The following is a 17,556-nucleotide window of genomic DNA, read 5'->3' on the forward strand; positions in this document are numbered from 1 at the left end:
CCCTGAGAATTCTTACGGTTGCTTGCCCTGCTGGCGCAGGGTCTGGGCACGCGAGCCGAGATAGTGGTAGATCATGTTGACCGTCATCTTGGCGCTGATCTGGCTTGAGTCGAAGTACGGGCAGAGCTCGACGACATCGAGAATGTCGCAGCCGTGCCGACCGGCAATGCGCGCGAACTGGATCGCCTCCCGCCCCTTCAGGCCGTAGCATTCAGGCGAGGTCGAGCCGGGCATGCAGCTCATGTCGATCGAGTCCGTATCCCAGGTGAAGTAGAGCGTATCGGCGTCCTTCTTCACCCGTTCGAAGATCTCGTTGGCGCACACTTCCAGTCCGCGCTCGATCATCTCGGGCATGGTGACGACACGAATCTCGTTGTCGACGTAGAAGTCCCACCAGTCTTTGGGATTAAGTCCGTTGCGCGAGCCCATATGCGCCATGTTCCTGGCGTTGCAGTTGGGCAGGTCGAGTGCCCGCGGCGCGCCGGAGCAGTTGGTGATCAGGTTGCCTGCCCAGTCGGGTCCGGCATCGAGGTGGCTATCGACGTGCAGATAACCCATCTTGCCGCTGCCGGTGAACCGCGACAGTGCCTTGGCTCCAGGGATCGGCAGGGAATGGTCGCCGCCGAACAGGATTACCTTGGCGCCACCTTCGAGGCATTCGGTGACGTAGTCGGTGGTGTATTCCTGCGACTTGATGTTGTTGCCCGGCACTGTCGGCACATCGCCACAGTCGACGACACGGAAGAAGCTCAACAGGTCGACGTCGTATTCGAACATATAGGGGAAATATTGCGTCGTCGCTTCACGCAGCCCCGAGGCACCTTGCGAGGCACCGGCGCGCACGATCTGGCCCTGGTCCCACGGTACTGCCAGAAAGCAGATCTTTGCGCCCATTTCGCGGATCTTGTGACGATCCGGCGGGCAATAGGGCGCACCCATGAAGGTGGCGAGCCCCCTGGATTTGAACGAGCCGTTATGCAGCTTCGGAGAGTAGATGTGATCATGCTCGCCGAACTGCTCGGCGGGGCCACGATGTTGATGTGGCGTGAATTGCCACTTGGCTATGTCTGCTTTTCGATCAAGCATGCTGTTCCTCCCAACAGGTGTAACTACTCAAGTGTTTTGCCCAACCGGGGCCAACGCCGGATGTGGAGCTTCTTCCTCAAGCTCGATGTGGGTCAGTTCCATCTCGCGCCCGCTCAGCACCTTCCGCGAAGGCCTCCCGCAGTCGGGGCAACGAAGATTGGAGAGAGAGAGCGGCGACCGCGCCTCGGCGCAGTGCTCGCAGAATATGGTCAGCGGCACTTCCTCGATGTGCAGCTTGGCGCCTTCACAGAGCGTGCCGCGGGTTGCCGGGCCGAAGCAGAAATAGAGCGAGCGGGCGATGCCGCACATGACGCCGAGACGCACATGCATTCCGGTAACCCGGGCGTGGCCGTTCCGTGACGCGTGATCGCTGGCGAGATCGATCAGGCTCGAGGCGATCGTGAGTTCGTGCATGGCGCCACCTCACACGTGGAGCGTGTTGCGGATGGATTCCACCCGTGCCTGCAAATCTCGCGCCAGGTCCTGCAGCTGCTGCTGGCGGGCGCGGACGATCCAGTCGAGCCATTCCGTCATGCCCGTGCCATTGCGCGCCGAGACGACGATGCTTTCGATTGCCGGGTTGATTTCACGAGCGCGGACAATACAGGCCTCGATGTCGAAATCGCAGTAAGGCGCCAGGTCCGACTTCGAGATGACCAGAAGGTCGGCCGCAGCGAACGCCTCCGGATACTTGACCGGCTTGTCATCGCCTTCGGTCACCGACAAGATGACCACCTTGTGCGCTTCGCCAAGATCGAAGCCGGCTGGGCACGCCAGATTGCCGACATTTTCGATGAACAGAACACCGCCCTGCTCCAGTGAAAGCGATGCAAGCGCACGCTGGATCATGTCGGCGTCAAGATGGCAGCCCTTGCCAGTGTTGATCTGCACGGCCTGCGTATCTGTGGCGCGAATGCGATCGGCGTCGTTCGACGTCTCCTGATCGCCCTCGATTACCCAGGTTGGGAAGTTGCCCTTCAAGCGTTGCAGCGTTTCGACCAGCAAGGTGGTCTTGCCCGCACCGGGGCTGGCAATCAGGTTGAGCGCAAGCACACCATGCGCGCAGAGTTCGTCGCGGACGTCGTCGGCAAACATGCCGTTCTTGGCCAGGATCTCCTGCTCGATTTGTACCAGCCGCTTCTGGCTCATTCCCGGCACATGGGTCTTGGCGACATCCTTGCCGAAATGCAGATCGCCAGCGCCGGCAATGTAATGCTGGTGCTCATGGTCGTCGCGATGAAGGCCATGGCTGTGATCGTCGCCGTGGTGATGGTGCCCGGCGTCGTGGTCGTGATGATGCCCGTCACCGTGATGGTGATGGTCGCCATCGTGATGGTGAGGGGCATGCAGGTGCATGTGGTTGCCGCCCCCCGCTTCACCATCGCCTTTGCCATCAATGCGAATGTTCTCAGGCCCGCAGCCGCATACCTGGCACATGGCTATCTCCCGATCTTGGTTGTGGAAGGGCTTTTGGCCGAAGGATCGCCGGCGTAGTGCAGCAGTCCCCAGACCACCTCCTTGAGGTACCGCATCGCCGCAGGGATCGGCGCGCCATGCGGCATGAAACTGCCGAAATAGATGCCGTCGATGTTGCGCGAGATGAAAGCCGCCATCTCATCAGGGTCCGGGCAGGCAAACATGCCGACCTCAACGCCCTTGCGGATGCAATCGGCGAGAACCCTCTTCTCGGACTCGTAGAAGTCCTCGACGAAGCTATCGATGAACTTGGGACCTGCGTCCTTGGCGCCTCCGGCATTGACGAACATGATGCGCACGAGGCTGCGCAGCGTCTCCGACATCTCGACATTGAGGTCGAGATAGGCGCTCAGCAGTTCGGCCGGGCTCTCATGTCGCGCGACGACCTCGCCATAGTTGGTCATCAGTCGATCAAGCGCGTGAAGCACGGAGGACTGGTAGAGCGAGTCCTTGTTCTTGAAGTAATAATAGATAAGCGAATGAGCCACACCAAGCTTCTTGGCGATAAGCGGAATTGTTACACTCTCATAATCTTCTTCGGCAAAGCATTCGAGCGCTGCCTCCAGCAAGGACTCTGCCCGGATGCCAGGATTGCGGTAAAGGCGACTTTTGGCCCGTTTGACCGATTTCACGCGATCTTCAAGATGAATGAGAGCGGCGGATTCCATCGATGACTTCCTGACTTTGAGCATTGCCGGAAAAGCTCGACGCGACTGCGTCGGTTCAGCACCTGAAGCAAGTCCAGGCTGCCGCTTCAGATGTCGAGGGCACTGGGTATTGACTGCACTTCCGAGCTTGACGCTACGTAGCTTTGACATTGCTGTCAATACGCATTTGCACCCATTCATCGGCTCCGCACGAAAACGACTCCTGCCGCACGCGGTCGTCAGTCACCTCGTCTGGAGCGGCGGAAAAGCCTAAACATGTCAACTAACTACCAGTAATTGCACATTTTTTCTGCTGATCTCAGTACTTCATCGAACCGCCTGACTGTGATCGATGGCACATCGCTTTCCTTCGATTACATGCAAATTCGCTAATGTTTTTACATGCCTGTCAGGAAAATGTTTGACACTGCAATCAAACTGCCGCAACGTAAACGGCGTGATGGGTGGTGGCTCAAACAAGACAGGAGGCGCGCCACCCATCCGACGGAACTTGGGGTCGATCAGACAGGAGAACCCCGCTTGCGAGCCGCCCAGCCCCAAACGAATGGATCGACTGGGCGCGCCCACTCGCCCTGCATGGGTGCTGCGGCGATTCCGGACTGCCAGGAAAACAAGACGATGCCGAACCGGGACTTTGGAGGACAATCAACGCCCGGATAGGTGTTCATTTAATCTTTGGAGGAGGATGAAATGACTATCGCTTCAGAAAATCCAGACAATGAAATGCGTCGGGAACTAAACCGGCGACTGAATATCGTTGCGGATCCGAGCTATGGGGATCCGGCGCGTGCGGATATTTCGGGTCGGGATCTCGGAATCTGGTTTGCGACGACGGCAGCCATCTTGATTGTGGCGATCGCGATGTGGGGCGGAGGCAACTGATGGCCGCCGCACCGAAATTCACCGGCGCGAGTGCTGCCTTCGGCACGCTCCCCGTGCTCAAGGAAGAACGGGAACTCGGCTTCCTCGATCATTCCTGGATCAATATCGGCCTTGCCATCGCCACATGGGCGTTCCTGCTCGGTGGCAGCACGGCCCTTGTCGTCGGAGCCCGCGACGGGATCTACGCCATCATCATCGGCAACGTCATCGGCGTTTCGATCATGGCCGTCAGCGTCTGCATCTCGACCGGGAAGTTCGGCATCGAGCAATTCACGCTGATGCGAAGCGTCTTCGGGCCTGTCGGCATCTTGATCCTGGTCGGATTTTTCCTTGCCATCTACGGCGTCGGCTGGTCGGCAATCCTGTCGATCATGTTCGGACGGGCCATCAGCGGTGTCATGAACCAAGTCGGCGGCACGCACATAGGCGAAAACGATCTCGGCGTGACGTTCCTTGCCATCCTGGCAATCACGATCTCATGGCTGCTGCTTTGGAAGGGCCCAACTGCCGTCAAGTGGCTCAACCGCTTTGTCGGCCCGGGCAAGCTCATCCTCTGCTTCGGTATCCTGTTTCTCATCTTCAGCCACAAGAGCTGGAGCGACATTGCCAACGCCGCGCCTCTTGCGCCGTTTGATGACAAGCGGATCAACTTCATGATCGCTGTCGAGTTCAATCTCGCGGCTGGTTTTGGCTGGTGGCCAGTGTTGGGCAACATTTCACGCTTCACGCGTACGCCCCGTGCAGCACTTTGGCCCAATCTGATTGGCATCTTTGCTGCTGCCGTTCTCGGTGAACTGGTCGGGTTGTTTGCCGCACTCAGCCTCGGATCGCATGACCCGACCGCGTGGATGATCCCGCTCGGCGGAGCCTTTGTCGGCGTGACCGCGCTGCTGTTCGTGGGACTGGCAAACATCACTGCCATCGTCAGCATCTTCTATGGCATGTGTCTGGCGATGAGGCAGGCCGGCGGACGCTACTTCGAAGCCCTGCCCTGGGGCGTCCTGACCGGCGCATTGTTTGTTCCAGTGATCGTGATCGCCTTCTTTCCGGGCCAGATCTACGACAACTTCTTCAAGTTCCTCGCCTGGACCGCACTCGGATTTGCACCGCTCTCCGGCGTGACGGCGATGGACTATCTGGTTCTGCGGCGAGGTCGCATCAAGCAGTGCGACGTCTTCAACGACGGCGCCGATTCCGACTACGCCTTCTGGCGCGGCATCAATCCGGCTTCGTTCCTGGCCTTGGCAGGCGGCGGCCTCGTCTACTACGCGTTGTTCGATCCTCAGTCGCTTGCCGCACATGGTCCATTCGTCTGGATCAGTGCGTCCGTTCCTGCCTGTCTTGTGGCAGCAATCCTTCACTACGTCCTGACCAAGACGATGGTGATGCCGGCAAGGCGCGGTGGATATTGATCTCGGGCCTCGGGTGGTCCGTTCACGCAGCGGATCACCCACCTCAGGCACCCCCGAGCACCAATCGATGCAGATGCCAAAGTGAAGAGAGCCAGGGAACCATTGCTGCATACCGCAATCGGTCGGGAGGTTCGCGCCTTTCGAACCAGGCACGGTATGAAGGTGAGCGACCTAGCCGCAGCCACGAACCTGTCGGTTGGAATGCTCTCCAAGATTGAGAACGGGGACATTTCGCCCTCTCTGACCACACTGCAGGCGATTTCGCGCGGCTTGGCTGTGCCAATTACCTGGCTGGTCAGCCGCTTCGAATCCGAACGCACTGCCGTCTTCGTCAAAGCCGGCAGCGACGTTGCCCCCAACAGCAGCGTCGCCAGGCAGCAATGCAAGTCCCTTGGCCACAAAGACGTCAACGCCAATGGACTTGTTGTCGAGCCCCATATGATCTCCCTCACCTGCAAGACAGACGTCTTTCCAGCAGTCAGCCATCAAGGCACGATTTTCCTTTACCTGCTGCAAGGCGAAATCGCGTACCGTCACGGGGCTAGTGTCTATCGAATGACGCCTGGGGATAGCCTGTTCTTCGACGCCGCGATCCAACATGGTGCGGACGAACTGGCCCAACTGCCCGTCCGCTGCTTGTCCATCTTGACCCGTCGTCAAGACAGATAATGCGAATAGCCGATCGCATCAGGCCGATGTTCTTGCAATCGCCGAACAGCTTTCAATCCAGCTCCGTGTTGCATCAGGCTGCACATAAGCGGATCGCGAGAGTGCCTTGAACGCCATTTCGCGCGTGAGGATTCCAACGGGTACCCCGCTGTCCATGACGACGATGGCCTCCTGGTCTGCCAAAAGGGGAAAGCTCTGGCCAAGGGTGACCGTCGCATCGATGGATGCGGCACATTTCGCCCGATCCGGTTCGCAGGAGGTGAGCACGCGCAACTCGGCGCCATGCGCGACGATCACAGCAGGATGCTGGCGCAACAATGTTACCGCCCGGTCACCAGCGGCTTCTGCGTGTGTCAGTACCGGAACCTTGGCAAAGGCATCGTGCGTGTAGAGGGCGCGCGACAGATCGACCTTGCGGGCGAAACGCTCGACATAGTCGTCAGCCGGGCGGAACAGTATCTCTTCTCCGGTGCCGACCTGGCGCAGTTCTCCGTCTTTCAGTATGGCGATGCGGTCGCCGAGATGAAGCGCTTCGTCGAGATCGTGGGTGATGAAGATGATGGTCTTCTTCAGCCGCGCCTGAATATCCTTCAGCTGTTCCTGCATGTCGCTCTTGATCAGGGGATCCAGCGCGCTGAACGCCTCATCCATCAAAAGCACGTCCGCTTCCGTCGAGAGTGCGCGAGCCAGGCCGACGCGCTGCTGCATGCCGCCTGAGAGCTGCCTGGGAAAGCGGTTCTCGAAGCCCTTGAGCCCGACGAGTTCGAGTTGCTCCATGCCGCGCGCACGGGCCTCACGACGCTCCACGCCTTGCAGCGTCAGGCCGCAAATCGCGTTCTCCAAAACGGTCAGGTGCGGCAACAGGCCGACACGCTGGAACACCATCGAAACGCTGTTGCGACGGAATGCCAAAAGCTCCCTTGCGCTCATCTCCAGGATGTTGCGGCCGTCGACGACGATGCGTCCGGCGGTCGGCTCGATCAGCCGGTTGAAATGGCGGATCAACGTCGATTTTCCCGAGCCCGAAAGCCCCATGATGACAAAGGTCTCGCCGCGGTGGATCGAAAAATCGATACCCTTAAGGCCGACGATGCAGCCGGTATTGCGCAGAACCTCCGCCTTTCCAGCGCCGGCCTGAAGTGCGGCCATCGCATCATCCGCTCGGTTCCCGAAGATCTTGTAGACCTTGTCGACCTGAATTTTCACATCCAAAGCGGTCACCGCCCTACTCTCCATTGTCGAGATGTTTCTGAGCACGGCGTCCGTAGGCCTGAGCGATGCGGTCGAAGATCACGGCCAGAAAGACGATGGCGATGCCGGCAACCAGGCCTCGGCTCACTTCCAGCCGCTGAATCCCCTGCAGTACCTGGTAGCCGAGTCCGCCCGCGCCGATCATCGAGGCAATGACCACCATCGACAGCGCCATCATCGTCGTCTGGTTGATGCCGGCCATGATCGTCGGCAGCGCCAAGGGGATCTGGACCCTCATCAGCTTCTGGCCAGGGGTCGCGCCGAAGGCGACAATCGCCTCAACCACCTCACCGTCGACCTGACGGATGCCGAGATCGGTCAGCCGGATCACTGGCGGTATGGCAAAGAACACGGTTGCGAGGATGGCGGGGATCTTGCCGGGTCCGAACAGCATGACGAAGGGAATGAGATAAACGAAGATCGGCAGCGTCTGCATGATGTTGAGCAGCGGCAAAGCAATCGATCGCAACCAGTCGGAGCGCGCCATCAGGATGCCAAGCGGTATGCCTGCTACAACGGCGACAACGGTGGCGGCGAGCATTAGCGCGACCGTCGCCATGGCATCGTTCCACAGGCCTACAGCACCGATGAAGAACAGCATGACGATCGCGCTGCCGGTCATCCTCAGATTGCGTGAGGCCGAGTAGGTCAACAGGGCGATGCCGGCGATCGTGACATACCAGGGCAGCCATTGCAGGAACGCCTCCATGGCGCCCAAAAGCTTGAGCAGTGGCCCGAGCAACCGCTCGAGCGTGTCGCCGTAGTTGGCAACGACCCAGCTGAAGCCGTCATCGATCGCAAAGCGAAGCCCGCGTGTGTCGATGAGTTCGGGAAAATTGTCTGCCACGGCGTGACCCTTTCAAAGGTTGGCGACCCGCTACCTACCGCTCTCGCGGTGGCGGCCGGTTGCCGACGTTCCGCGCAAAAGCGCGTCAGGCATTCGTATGCGAAGGGTGGCGGCCGCGTCTGGGGAAGATACGCGACCGCCAGGCTGCGATCAGAGCGCAGCTTTCACCTTTTCGGCGACATCGGCCGGGACCCATTTGGTCCAGATCGCCTCGTAGTTCTTGAAGAAATACGTGGCGACCTCCTCGGGCGACGCCTTGTTGTCGTCGCCCCAGGCCAGCACGTCGCTGATCTCGACGTTCGGCACCTGCATCTTCGACAAGAACTCCGCAACAGCCGGCGCCCTGTCCTTGAGGCTGGTCGTGGCCGCGACCGCAACTTCGCCGACGGCCCAGCCGGTCAGTTCCGGCTTCTCGCACTTGGCATCGGTGAGGCAGGTGAACTTGGCCGGATCATAGGCCGGCATGCCGAGAACCTTGAGCTTGTATTTGCCGATCACCTCGGTCGGGCCCCAGTACCAGCCAATGAAGGGCTTCTTGCGCGACACCTGCCTGGCGATCATCGCCTTGAGGTTCGCGCCCGAACCGGTCGGATACACCTCGTAGGTCGCTTCCAGGTCGAGCGCCTTGACCAGATTGTTGGTGATGATCTCGCAGCCCCAACCGGGCGGGCATGCATAGAAGCGGCCCTTGCCGGGGTTCGACGGGTCCTCGAATACCTGCCAGTTGTCCTTGAGATCGCTGACGGAACGGATTTCCGGATGCGCCTCGGCGATGTAGTCAGGGATCCACCAGCCTTCCTGGCCGCCGCTGGCAAAGATGTCGCCCGCCTTGTAGACGGTACCCTTCGCCAGCATCTGGTCCCAGGTCGACTTGACGGTGGAGACCCAGAGCTCTGGTGCGATGTCAGGCTCTCCCTTGGCCAGCATGGACGATGCGGTCGGAACCGTGTCACCAGGCACGATCTGGACATTGCAGCCATAGCCTTCGGCAAGGATTGCCTTGGTGACGTAGGCGAGCGTTCCGGCGGACAGCCAGGTCATTTCGGCGACCGTGATCGGATCCTTCGTCCCGCATTCCGTAGCCTCGGCGGCATTGCCGCCGAGAACCATGCAGGCAAGGCAAACTCCCGCAAGAATGGATGTCTTGAGCTTCATCGCAGTTCCCTTTGTTGTCGTTGTGGTGGCCTCGTGGGGTACGATGTAGAAAGCGGTCACTTTTATCAAACCGAAATAACTGATCCGGATTTCAGAAAAACTTTAGCGGCAGAGAGCGTCGATCCGGTTCACCAGATCGGCATCGACCAGCACGCCCTCTCCCTCCGTGCGCTGCCTCGCAGCCTGCCGGCCAGCGCCGGGAAGGCGGGCATTGGCTTGCGCCGCGATGGCGTCGAGGAGACTTGCAACCTGGTGAGAGAAGGCCGTCGAGAAAGCCGACGTGTCGAAGGCGATGAAACACTGGCCGGTTCTCGGGGCCCCGCCCGCCGTGCCGGAAAACGGGCTCGCATCCTTGCTCAGAACCGCCCCCGAAAGACAGGAGGCGAGAATTTCCACCAAAAGCCCGACGCCGAAGCCCTTGTGGCCGCCTGCCGGCAGCATCGAGCCCTTGAGCGCTGCAGCCGGATCGAGCGTCGCAGCGCCATGCTCGTCGATTGCCCAGCCTGGTTCGATCGGTCGGCCCTCGCGCGAGCGCAACAGGATTTCCGATTTGGCTACCTTGCTCGCCGACTGATCGAGCACGAGTGCCACCCCACCCACTTCGGGAACACCGAGCGCGAACGGATTGGTGCCGATGACTGGAACGCGCCCACCGGGTGGGGCTATGGAAGCCGGCGCATGGGTGGTGCAGAGGCCGAGCAGACCCGCCTCGGCGATGCGCTCGGCGTGATGACCGAGCACGCCGCAGTTGTAGGAATTGAATACCGTCATCGCTGCGATGCCGTTCTGCCTCGCAGCGGCGATAAATCGATCCCATCCGGCATCGATCGCCGGATGGGCGAAGCCGGTTCCCGCATCGACGACGACGGCGCCGGAACGCGGCTGCGACACGACGGGCAGCGCCTTGCCATCGACCTTCCCGCAGCGGACATGTTCCGCATAGATCGGCACGTAGAGCAGGCCGTGGCTACGGATGCCGTCGCGCTCTGCCAACATCGTCGAGCGCGCGACAGCGGCGGCATTGTCTTCGCCGGCGCCCGCCGATGTAAGGGCGCGCAGGCACAGCTGCTCGACCGCAGCGAGCGTCATCATCCGTTCCGTCACCGAGACATCCTCAATCGTTGTCGCTTGCGCTCGCTCCGGCGCCCTGGGCGCGCGACAATTCGGAAGCGGGCACATGGGTCTTCGCCGCCAGGCCGAGCGCTGCCGCATAGGCCCCTGCATCGGTCGCCGCCGGTCGCGGTGCCCCGAAGCGGGCGGGCGCGTCATCGACATCATCGGACATCAGGCGCAGGGCCGCCGCTGACGGCACCCGGCCGGCGACATCGCTTACCCGCACGAGCGGCACCACATCGCCATTTCCAAGCCGCACAGCGAAGCTCAACCCCGCGTTCATCGCCGCCACACCCGCCAGACCGATCAGCAGGCCGCAATCCCGATCCTTGAGGACGACCTCTTCGGTCTCGCCGCAGCACAGCGCATCGATGGCCGCCTGGCCGGCGAGAATCGTCTGCCGGTCGTCAGCAAGGGCTGCAACAACGACCCGGACGGCATCGACGCCACGCGCCGAAAGCCAGACGGCAGCCTGACCTATGTCTTCCGCGACACCATAAGGCAGTCCCGCTCCACTGGCGGCCTTGCGGGCGACCGTCTGCACTTCGTTGTAAGAAAGCAGGATCGTCGTCATCGCAGCACCGGAAGCCAGCAATCGTCGGTTTCGCCGGCTGCGATTTCGCCCGCCGTCGGTGCGCCCTGAAAAAGCGTGATGCGCGTCCAGCGATCCGAGCGCGGGTCGAACTTCGATGCACCGAAGAAGGCAAGCTTGCAGCGCAGCATGTTGATCGGCCGGCAGCGTTCCGAAAGCAGGTTGTCGCGGATTTCAGAATAGGGCGCGTTGGCCGCCGCTTGTATGCGGCGGACCGCATGGCGATGCTGCGGGAAGCGGGCCAGGAACGCGGCGACAGTCTGCGTTCCCGGCTCGTTTGCAAGGTCGGCGGCAAGGCGCTGTATCTGTCGGGCGATGTCGAGCGGAAGTTCGAGATCCGCGCCGGGCTCGGAAGCGCGACGGCCAAGCCGAGGCTCCAGCTTCTCCTCCGAGACATACCAGAATTGGGCAGTTTCGGCCGGCTTGTCGAACGCGATGGCCAAGGCCCAGCCATAGTGGTCGCGCAGCAGCCCGCGAAGTACGCCAAGCCTCATGCCCAGCTGGAGCGTCGCCTCCCGCACCGCCGCCATGCTGTCCACAAGATCGTCGTTTTCAGCTCCCGCCATTTCGATGACAAGCGCTGCAAGCAACTCCTGAAAGTCCACGGACATGAATTGCGAGCGATCGAGGAGCGACGCGACAGGACACGACATGGCCCGCAGCCTTGCAGGGTCGATCCAAGCTTGGGCTTCAGCCCATTCCCCGCGCAAGCCGAGGATGCGCGCCATCAAGGCATCGTCCTCGACCGACCATTGATCGAGATGCATGCCCGCCTGTCGCCAGAGCTCGGCCAGCCGGTCCAATGCCGCGGCATTAAGGTATGGTTTGGACCGCACCCGCGCCAGCGCGGTCTCGCGGGCGAGAACCCAGTTGTTCAACAGCAGCGGATGATTTGCCAGGAACGGCGCCATGCCGAGACCGGTGGAATTGCCAACCCCAATGTGGCGACGCAGCTGCGACGCGAGCGGCACGAAGGTTTTTGGCGCGCGGCACCGCGCGACGTGCTCGACAAGATCGTGGGAGAACTCGCGGATCAGCCATACCGTCAGCATTTCCGCCTGGAAGGGCCCGTCCAGCCCCTCGCGCGCCGCCAGCACGAAGCGATCGGCGATGCCGAACTTGCCGTTGCCATAGACGGCGGTGGTACGCAGGAGGTAGCCGACCTCACTGAGACGCTCCCTTTCCGGCTGCCGCCCGTGCGCCAGGCTGCTGGCGACATGTTCGAAGAAGCGCATAGATTTGTTGGCGCGGCTCAGCACCAGGTCGCGCGGCCCGAACCGGCCTGCCTCCTGCAGCGGCGCATTCGCCCGCAGCCGGTCGATCTCGGCGTCGTCGGGAATGCCATCATAGAGCACATAACTCGTGTCCCAGGCCTCGGCGATCACCCGGTCGGAGCGCTGCTCGTCAGGCAGCGGGCTGGAGAAGGCGACGAGGCTGTAGTCATGCCCGCCCAGCTTGAGCGCATAGACCGCGTCGCCGAAACCCCGGTCGTCCATGCGCCAGAGCGGGCGGCGCACCGTCGCACCGCTGGAGGCCAGACGCCGGATCAGGCTGCGCAGGAAGCTGAGGCGTGTCGGGAAAGACGCGCCCATCCGTCGCAGGCGCATGACGACATCAGGCGAACGAAGCGCCAACGCCAGCCCTGTGTTGAGGTCGAGCGCCATGTCGGTCATGACATCGGCCCGAAGGACGCGTTGTAGAATCGCAGCCAGTTGCCGCCCATGATGGCGCTCACCTCCTCTTCGGAGAAGCCGGCCATCAGTAGGCCGCCGCGCAGGTTGCCGAGGTCCGCGTTGCTGGCGAACCAGGCCGGTTGCCGGGGAAAGCCCGCGGCCGCCGCCGAGCCTTCGCCGTAGTCCAGCACCTTCGACCAGCGGCCGTTGCGCATCCACGTCACCACCGAATCCGGCTGGTCCTGGCAGAGATCGCTACCGATGCCGACATGTTCGACGCCGTAGCGCGAGGCGGTCTCCGCGACCATGGCGCAGAAACTCTCCAGCGTACAGTTCGATCCGTCCTTCATATGGTGAGGATACAGCGACAGGCCGAACATACCGCCCGACCGCGTCAGCGCCTTCAGCACAGTGTCGGATTTGTTGCGGAGGACAGGATGCCACCAATGCGGATTGGCGTGGGTGATGGCGATCGGCCGCTGGGAGAGCTCTATCGCCTCCAAGGTAGAGCGTTCGGCGGAATGGCTCATGTCGATGACCATGCCGACCCGGTTCATCTCGGCGATGGCCTGGCGCCCAAAGCGGGTGATGCCGGGATCTTCCCCTTCGTAGCAGCCGGTGGCCAGCAATGACTGATTGTTGTAGCTCAGCTGCATGAAACGCACGCCGAGCGTGTGGCAGACCTCGATCAGGCCGATATCGTCCTCGATCGGCGACGGGTTCTGCAAGCCAAAGAAGATGGCGGTGCGCCCTTCCCGCATTGCGCGTTCGATGTCGCTGCCGGAACGGCCGGGGAAGATGAGATCGGAATGGCGCTCGAAATGGCGGTTCCAGGCGATGATGTTCGCCACCGTTTCGCGGAAATTCTCGTGATAGGCGATGGTGGCATGGACGGCGTGCACCCCGCCGGCTTGCATCTGGGCGAAGACGCTCGGACTCCAGTTGGCATATTGCAGGCAGTCGACGAGAGGGCTGGCGATCATCGTGTCCATGGCCTTACTCCGGCTCCCCCGCCCTGATATAGGCGGTCTTGACCTGGGTGTAGAACTCGGCCGCCGATCGCCCCTGCTCGCGCGAGCCAAAACTCGAATCCTTCCGCCCGCCGAAGGGCACATGATAATCGGTACCCGCTGTCGGCAGGTTGACGGTGACGCAGCCTGTTTCGACATGTCGCCGGAAATGGGTGGCTCTCGCGAGCGAGCGGGTGAAGATGCCCGCGACGAGGCCGAAGCGGGTGTCGTTGACGACGGAAAGCCCCTCTTCGTAGGAACCGACCTTCTGTACGGCGGCGATGGGCGCGAACATTTCCTCGCGGTTGAAGTCCATCGCATTGGTCGTGCCGGTCAAAAGCGACGGCGTCATATAGAAGCCATCATAGGCAAGCTGCAGCCGTTCGCCGCCGACCGCCACCTCGGCGCCAGACGCGCGCGCGCGGTCCATCCAGGCGAGGTTCGCGGCAAGCTGGCGTTCGCTGACGACCGGGCCAAGCTGGGTGTTCGCTGCCAGTGCATGGCCAACCTTCAATCCGCCAACCGCTGCGGCCAGGTTCTCGACGAAAGCGTCGTGGATCTTCTCATGCACGACAAGGCGCGAAGAAGCGGTGCATTTCTGACCCGTGCCGGAATAACCGCCGCCGATCGACGCCGCCACTGCGAGGTCGAGGTCCGCGTCTTCCATGATAAGCAGGGCGTTCTTGGAGCCGAGCTCGAGCTGAAACTTCGTCAGGTTCGCGGCGGCGGCGACGGCGACCTGGCAGCCGACCTCGTAGGAGCCGGTGAAGGTGATGGCGTCGACGCCGCGGTGCCCGGCGAGCCCATTGCCGACGACCGCACCCGGTCCCATCAGCAGCTGGAACGCGCCGTCCGGCAGGCCGGCGCGATGGATGATGTCGGCAAGCGCCCAGGCCGAGGCCGGCGTCTCGTTGGCCGGCTTCCAGATCACGGCGTTGCCATAGGCGAGTGCCGGGGCAATCTTCCAGCTGGCCGTCGCGGTCGGGAAGTTCCAGGGCGAGACGACGGCCACCAGCCCCATCGGCTCGCGGCGGACGTCGATCTCAATGCCGGGCCGCACCGAGTCAGCATTCTCGCCGAGCTGGCGCATCACCTCGGCCGCATAATAGGTAAAGAACTGCCCGGCGCGAAAAACCTCGCCGCGACCCTCGGCGAGCGGCTTGCCCTCTTCGCGCGACAGCAGTTCGCCGAGCTCGGCCGAGCGTTCCATCAGTTCCATGCCGATCCGGTTGAGCATCGCCTGGCGCTGTTCGAGCCCGGTCGCCCGCCAGGCTGACATCGCCGCGCGGCCAACTGCAACCGCCTCGTCCACATCGCCCGCACCGGCCTGCGCATAAAGACCGATCAGGTCGGTGACATCGGACGGGTTGCGGTTTTCGTGAAAGCGTTCGCCCTGCCGCCACCGGCCGCCGATCAGATTGGCGTAGCGTTCTGCCATGTTCGTCTCCATTGCTCCGATGAAAAATCGGTCACCGCCCCGCTTCAATCAAGCAGATATTTCTGTTATCAATTTCAGAAGAATTGAAGTTGGTGACATGATCAAACTGGAAGCATTGCGAGTCTTTGTCACGGTCGCCGAGAGCGGGAACATCAAGGATGCCGCCGATGCGGTCGGCCGCACGGCTTCCGCCGTTTCGATGACGCTGAAGCAGCTGGAAGACGAAATCGGAGGGCCGCTGTTTCAGACTGACCGCAAGAACAGCCTGACCGCACTTGGCAGCCTGATGCTCGATCTCGGCCGCGAGCAGATCCGCAGTTTCGACAAGTCGGTCAGCATCATGCGCGCCTTCGCGCACAGCCGCATCGGCAGCCTGTCGATCGCCTCGGTGCCTTCGGTCGCAACGAACGTGTTGCCGCCGATCCTGCAGCGGTTCCTCGCAACCCGGCCGCAGGTGCAGGTCGAGCTGTTCGACATCGACAGCGCGCAGGTGCGGCGCATGGTGGAAAGCGGCGTAGCCGACATCGGCATTGCCGGCGACAGCCGCGCCGGCGGCGGCGTGGAGTTCACTCCGCTCTTCAGCGACCGCTTCAAGCTGCTTTGCAAGGACGACCACGATCTCTGCTGCTTGCGCCGGCCCGTGGAATGGGGCGACCTCAATGGAGCGACGCTGATACGCAACGGGGCTTCTGACCGGATAGAGGCGGAGGCCTACAGACAGATTTCAGCGCAATCGTTGATCACTGTCTACAACGTCACGTCGCTGGTGGCGCTGGTGAAGGCGGGACTGGGCCTCACCATCCTGCCGTCGCTGACCACGCATGGGGCGCATGACGGAGTGGCAGTTCTGGAACTGGCCGACGCCGCGGCAAGCCGACAGGTCGGACTGGTCGAACGGCGCGACGTTCCGCCCTCGCCTGTCGCAGCTGCCTTCCGCGCTTTCGCCTTAAGGGAAATCCCGGCGCTAGTTGCAGAGCGTCTCAGGCCTTAGCGCGTGCCAACGATAACCGTTGCAGTCGAAAGCAAGTGGACTTTGCCGTCACGCATGAACTGACTTGCCAGTTCGAGAACTTCGGCCCGGATCTGCGCCGCTGTATCCGCATCGGCTTTGGCGAGCCCGGCAACGACTGGCGCGGCAATATCATTCATGAATTCCCAGTATTGCTCTGGCGTCTCATGAACCATGGCGGTCGACACCTCCTCTTCGGTTATGTTGCGCAATCCCGCTGCGGCAAATGCGGAACGCATCAGGCCTTCTGGCGCGCAGCGGAATAAGCCTGGCGAACCTGGCTGTGGCGGCGGCATCTCCACATGGCGCGCAATTGTACCCATGATGGTTGTTGCCCAAGAATTCTTGGCCGGCGCGCTCCACACGGCGGCACAAATTCGAGCGTTCGGCTTTGCCACGCGTGCGAACTCGCGCGCGGCTGAATCGACTTCGGGGAAGAACATGAAGCCAAAGCGACACAGGACGGCGTCGAAGCTTGCATCGACGAAAGGCAGTGCACAGGCGTCACAAGGTCTGGTGTCGAAATTCAGCAGACCGCGACGAACAGCGTTCTGTGCGGCCACCTCCAGCATTATCTCTGAGAGGTCCGTGACGATCACGCGACCGCGCGGCACAAGCGACGCCGCAGTGAGCCCTGGCTCACCGGTGCCGGCTGCAACATCGAGGACATGGGAATCTTCATGGAGGCTGGCGTGTCTGATCATCACCTCGCCAAAAGGTGCAAGCCAGCCCAAGACTAGGCTATCCCATTTCTTCCAGCCGGCGGAAAAGCGATCCCAGGTAGCACGCTGCTGGTCGCGGATCTGATCAAGGTTCGTGGACATGCACGTTTTTCCTTCCGTGACGCGCTCCTCGTCCTAAAACTGGGATCACCATGGACCTGCTGCGGCAAGTTACAACCAAATTCGCTCTGCAACGGCTCTCTCTGCGGGGATCTCCGATCTAACCTTCAATCACGAGCGCCCGGCATCGATGCGTGCGGCACACTTCGTCCGATCGGCTCGCTTGTCGGAGGTAAACACGCACATTTCGGCGCCATGGGCGACGATCACAGCAGGATGCTGGCGCCACCAAAGTGAAACCGAAGTAGCAAGGACCCTCGCTTCAGTCTTCGACCCGCTTGCCAAGAGAAAGCGCGCTCTCGCTGCTGGATTGAATGCCCATTGGCCTGGGCTTCGGCACATTTTCCCTAGGCCCATCTCCATTCGGGCGCCCCCCCTGGCGCGATTGTCGACAGCCATCGTCCTGACACGGGTCGCGCCCGCGTCAGTTGTC

At 61.8% G+C, this 17,556-nt stretch carries 17 protein-coding genes; 4 read left to right on the top strand and 13 right to left on the bottom strand.

Annotation, left to right across the window (positions count from 1 at the left end):
• Positions 1–12: 12 nt before the first annotated feature.
• Genes ACHMW7_RS02020 through ACHMW7_RS02035 form a run of 4 tightly spaced genes read right to left on the bottom strand, consistent with a single transcriptional unit; the run spans position 13 to position 3,230 of the window.
• Positions 13–1,086 (bottom strand): arginase family protein, encoded by a 1,074-nt coding sequence (locus ACHMW7_RS02020; RefSeq protein WP_395446220.1) that lies wholly within the window; start codon positions 1,084–1,086, stop codon positions 13–15.
• Between the two features lie 27 nt (positions 1,087–1,113).
• Positions 1,114–1,500, bottom strand: coding sequence for a hydrogenase maturation nickel metallochaperone HypA (hypA, locus tag ACHMW7_RS02025; RefSeq protein ID WP_395446221.1), 387 nt, complete (start codon positions 1,498–1,500; stop codon positions 1,114–1,116).
• 9 nt (positions 1,501–1,509) lie between these two features.
• A complete protein-coding gene (gene hypB, locus ACHMW7_RS02030; protein ID WP_395446222.1) occupies positions 1,510–2,523 on the bottom strand; it encodes a hydrogenase nickel incorporation protein HypB in 1,014 nt (337 codons plus the stop codon).
• Positions 2,524–2,525: 2 nt separating this feature from the next.
• A complete protein-coding gene (locus ACHMW7_RS02035; RefSeq protein WP_395446223.1) occupies positions 2,526–3,230 on the bottom strand; it encodes a TetR/AcrR family transcriptional regulator in 705 nt (234 codons plus the stop codon).
• 690 nt (positions 3,231–3,920) lie between these two features.
• On the opposite strand from ACHMW7_RS02035, the gene ACHMW7_RS02040 reads away from it, so the two are divergent.
• From ACHMW7_RS02040 to ACHMW7_RS02050, 3 genes are all read left to right on the top strand, one after another.
• Positions 3,921–4,112 carry a hypothetical protein gene (locus tag ACHMW7_RS02040; RefSeq protein ID WP_395446224.1) on the top strand — a complete coding sequence of 64 codons (192 nt, stop codon included), beginning with the start codon at positions 3,921–3,923 and terminating at the stop codon, positions 4,110–4,112.
• Positions 4,112–5,524, top strand: a complete 1,413-nt coding sequence (locus tag ACHMW7_RS02045; protein WP_395446225.1) for a purine-cytosine permease family protein — start codon at positions 4,112–4,114, stop codon at positions 5,522–5,524. The genes ACHMW7_RS02040 and ACHMW7_RS02045 overlap by 1 nt, the downstream gene beginning before the upstream one ends.
• A gap of 81 nt (positions 5,525–5,605) precedes the next feature.
• Positions 5,606–6,193: a helix-turn-helix domain-containing protein gene (locus ACHMW7_RS02050; protein WP_395446226.1), complete on the top strand. Its 588-nt coding sequence runs from the start codon at positions 5,606–5,608 to the stop codon at positions 6,191–6,193.
• A gap of 18 nt (positions 6,194–6,211) precedes the next feature.
• On the opposite strand, the gene ACHMW7_RS02055 is transcribed toward ACHMW7_RS02050, so the two are convergent.
• The 8 genes from ACHMW7_RS02055 to ACHMW7_RS02090 all read right to left on the bottom strand — a co-directional run bounded on the left by ACHMW7_RS02055 (position 6,212) and on the right by ACHMW7_RS02090 (position 15,272).
• Positions 6,212–7,414, bottom strand: coding sequence for a glycine betaine/L-proline ABC transporter ATP-binding protein (locus ACHMW7_RS02055; protein ID WP_395446227.1), 1,203 nt, complete (start codon positions 7,412–7,414; stop codon positions 6,212–6,214).
• Between the two features lie 4 nt (positions 7,415–7,418).
• Complete coding sequence (locus tag ACHMW7_RS02060) at positions 7,419–8,291, bottom strand: ABC transporter permease (RefSeq protein ID WP_395446228.1); 873 nt, start codon at positions 8,289–8,291, stop codon at positions 7,419–7,421.
• 150 nt (positions 8,292–8,441) lie between these two features.
• Entirely contained in the window at positions 8,442–9,446 is a 1,005-nt protein-coding gene (locus ACHMW7_RS02065) for a glycine betaine ABC transporter substrate-binding protein (RefSeq protein ID WP_395446229.1), read from the bottom strand.
• Positions 9,447–9,548: 102 nt separating this feature from the next.
• Positions 9,549–10,550, bottom strand: coding sequence for an Ldh family oxidoreductase (locus ACHMW7_RS02070; RefSeq protein WP_395446230.1), 1,002 nt, complete (start codon positions 10,548–10,550; stop codon positions 9,549–9,551).
• Positions 10,551–10,560: 10 nt separating this feature from the next.
• On the bottom strand, positions 10,561–11,133 hold the full coding sequence (locus ACHMW7_RS02075; RefSeq protein ID WP_395446231.1) for a DUF3726 domain-containing protein: 573 nt from the start codon (positions 11,131–11,133) through the stop codon (positions 10,561–10,563).
• Positions 11,130–12,815, bottom strand: coding sequence for a hypothetical protein (locus tag ACHMW7_RS02080; protein WP_395446232.1), 1,686 nt, complete (start codon positions 12,813–12,815; stop codon positions 11,130–11,132). Before ACHMW7_RS02080 ends, ACHMW7_RS02075 begins: the two co-directional genes overlap by 4 nt.
• Before the next feature lie 5 nt (positions 12,816–12,820).
• A complete protein-coding gene (locus tag ACHMW7_RS02085) occupies positions 12,821–13,816 on the bottom strand; it encodes a membrane dipeptidase (RefSeq protein WP_395446233.1) in 996 nt (331 codons plus the stop codon).
• A 4-nt stretch (positions 13,817–13,820) separates the two neighbouring features.
• Complete coding sequence (locus ACHMW7_RS02090) at positions 13,821–15,272, bottom strand: aldehyde dehydrogenase family protein (protein ID WP_395446234.1); 1,452 nt, start codon at positions 15,270–15,272, stop codon at positions 13,821–13,823.
• Here ACHMW7_RS02090 and ACHMW7_RS02095 point away from each other — a divergent pair.
• Positions 15,271–16,263 carry a LysR family transcriptional regulator gene (locus ACHMW7_RS02095; protein ID WP_395446235.1) on the top strand — a complete coding sequence of 331 codons (993 nt, stop codon included), beginning with the start codon at positions 15,271–15,273 and terminating at the stop codon, positions 16,261–16,263. The genes ACHMW7_RS02090 and ACHMW7_RS02095 overlap by 2 nt on opposite strands.
• Here ACHMW7_RS02095 and ACHMW7_RS02100 read toward each other — a convergent pair.
• The gene (locus ACHMW7_RS02100; protein WP_395446236.1) at positions 16,260–17,105 is read right to left on the bottom strand and encodes a class I SAM-dependent methyltransferase; all 846 of its coding nucleotides are present in this window, start codon (positions 17,103–17,105) and stop codon (positions 16,260–16,262) included. The two genes, ACHMW7_RS02095 and ACHMW7_RS02100, sit on opposite strands and share 4 nt — an antisense overlap.
• Positions 17,106–17,556 lie beyond the last annotated feature (451 nt).

Origin of the sequence: Aminobacter sp. UC22_36 (assembly GCF_044056035.1) — a bacterium.
In the GTDB taxonomy this organism is placed as follows: domain Bacteria; phylum Pseudomonadota; class Alphaproteobacteria; order Rhizobiales; family Rhizobiaceae; genus Aminobacter.

Coding starts and splice junctions, on each gene's coding strand:
- ACHMW7_RS02020 (WP_395446220.1), bottom strand. CDS start 1,086: ATGCTTGATCGAAAAGCAGACATAGCCAAGTGGCAATTCACGCCACAT.
- hypA (WP_395446221.1), bottom strand. CDS start 1,500: ATGCACGAACTCACGATCGCCTCGAGCCTGATCGATCTCGCCAGCGAT.
- hypB (WP_395446222.1), bottom strand. CDS start 2,523: ATGTGCCAGGTATGCGGCTGCGGGCCTGAGAACATTCGCATTGATGGC.
- ACHMW7_RS02035 (WP_395446223.1), bottom strand. CDS start 3,230: ATGGAATCCGCCGCTCTCATTCATCTTGAAGATCGCGTGAAATCGGTC.
- ACHMW7_RS02040 (WP_395446224.1), top strand. CDS start 3,921: ATGACTATCGCTTCAGAAAATCCAGACAATGAAATGCGTCGGGAACTA.
- ACHMW7_RS02045 (WP_395446225.1), top strand. CDS start 4,112: ATGGCCGCCGCACCGAAATTCACCGGCGCGAGTGCTGCCTTCGGCACG.
- ACHMW7_RS02065 (WP_395446229.1), bottom strand. CDS start 9,446: ATGAAGCTCAAGACATCCATTCTTGCGGGAGTTTGCCTTGCCTGCATG.
- ACHMW7_RS02075 (WP_395446231.1), bottom strand. CDS start 11,133: ATGACGACGATCCTGCTTTCTTACAACGAAGTGCAGACGGTCGCCCGC.
- ACHMW7_RS02080 (WP_395446232.1), bottom strand. CDS start 12,815: ATGGCGCTCGACCTCAACACAGGGCTGGCGTTGGCGCTTCGTTCGCCT.
- ACHMW7_RS02085 (WP_395446233.1), bottom strand. CDS start 13,816: ATGGACACGATGATCGCCAGCCCTCTCGTCGACTGCCTGCAATATGCC.
- ACHMW7_RS02095 (WP_395446235.1), top strand. CDS start 15,271: ATGTTCGTCTCCATTGCTCCGATGAAAAATCGGTCACCGCCCCGCTTC.
- ACHMW7_RS02090 (WP_395446234.1), bottom strand. CDS start 15,272: ATGGCAGAACGCTACGCCAATCTGATCGGCGGCCGGTGGCGGCAGGGC.
- ACHMW7_RS02100 (WP_395446236.1), bottom strand. CDS start 17,105: ATGTCCACGAACCTTGATCAGATCCGCGACCAGCAGCGTGCTACCTGG.